Source organism: Cryobacterium sp. Y29, assembly GCF_002929825.1.
GTDB lineage: Bacteria > Actinomycetota > Actinomycetes > Actinomycetales > Microbacteriaceae > Cryobacterium.
In genome coordinates, this window is record NZ_PJJN01000003.1 from 1 (window position 1) to 1,132 (window position 1,132).

The following is a 1,132-nucleotide window of genomic DNA, read 5'->3' on the forward strand; positions in this document are numbered from 1 at the left end:
CGGAATTTGTCAAGGTGAATGAGGCCAGTGGGAGTTTAGGCGGCTAGTTCGAGTCGGTCATTCTCGGTGGGTTTGTCGGCTGGTTTGTTGATCCAAGCCGTCGCGGGAATGGACAGGATCTTTGGTGCGTGGCTGGTGCTGAATCGCTCGGGGAAGCGTGCTCTGGCCGCGTCCAGCGTTGCTGCTCGTTCGATGGCCTTCGCCTCGGCGAGGCCGTAGTGCACGTCAGCTGGCGTGTTCAGGCCGATCCCGGAATGGCGATGTTCGTGGTTGTAACCGTCGACGAACGAGGTCATGAACGTCTTCGCGTCGGTGAGGGAGCCGAAGCGTTCGGGAAACGTCGGAGCGAATTTCAGGGTTTTGAACCACGCCTCGCTGTAGGGATTATCGTTGCTCACGCGCGGCCTCGAATGAGACTTGGTGACCTCCAGATCCGACAACAATGCGGCGACGGTCTTGGACGTCATTGACGTGCCGCGGTCGGCGTGCACGACCTGAGGGACGCCGTGAATGCCGAAGATTTCCTTCATCATCTCTACTGCCAGCTCGCCCGATTCCGACGCGTGGACATACGCGCCGACGATATAGCGGGAGTAAATATCGATCATCACGTAGGCATCGAAGTACTTCCCCTTGACCGGGCCAGCGAGTTTCGTAATATCCCAGCTGAGCACCTGGCCCGGTCCCGTTGCGATCAATTCCGGGATCGCCCGGGCCGGATGGCGGGCCTGGCGGCGACGGTCCTTGACCTGCTGGTTCTCGTTCAACACCCGATACATCGTTGATATTGAGCACAAGTACGTGCCCGCATCCAGCAGCTGCGCGTAGATCTGAATCGGCGGCAGATCCACGAACGACTCCGAATTGACGACGGCGAGAATCTGCCGGCGGCCGGCATCATCGATCTTGTTCGCCGGTATCGGTGCCGGCCCGGCCATCGGGATGCGTGGTTTCCTGGTGGCGGTCGCTCGAGGTATCCCGACCAGGTCGGCCGCGACGCGAGTCGAGATTCCTCGGCTGGCCAGTTCGCGGTAGGCGGTCATTACGGCAACGTGTGCGGTGTTTCGTCCCGCGAGCTCTTCGAAAGACTTTCGAGTAGCTCGTGCATTTTTGACATGATCTCCAACGCCAC

Annotated in this window: 1 protein-coding gene; it reads right to left on the reverse strand. The window is 60.1% G+C overall.

The features are described 5' to 3' along the window. Nucleotides 1-35: 35 nt before the first annotated feature. The coding region (locus tag CXY74_RS00020; RefSeq protein WP_233193043.1) for a DDE-type integrase/transposase/recombinase at nt 36-1,132 on the reverse strand (1,097 nt) is incomplete at its 5' end.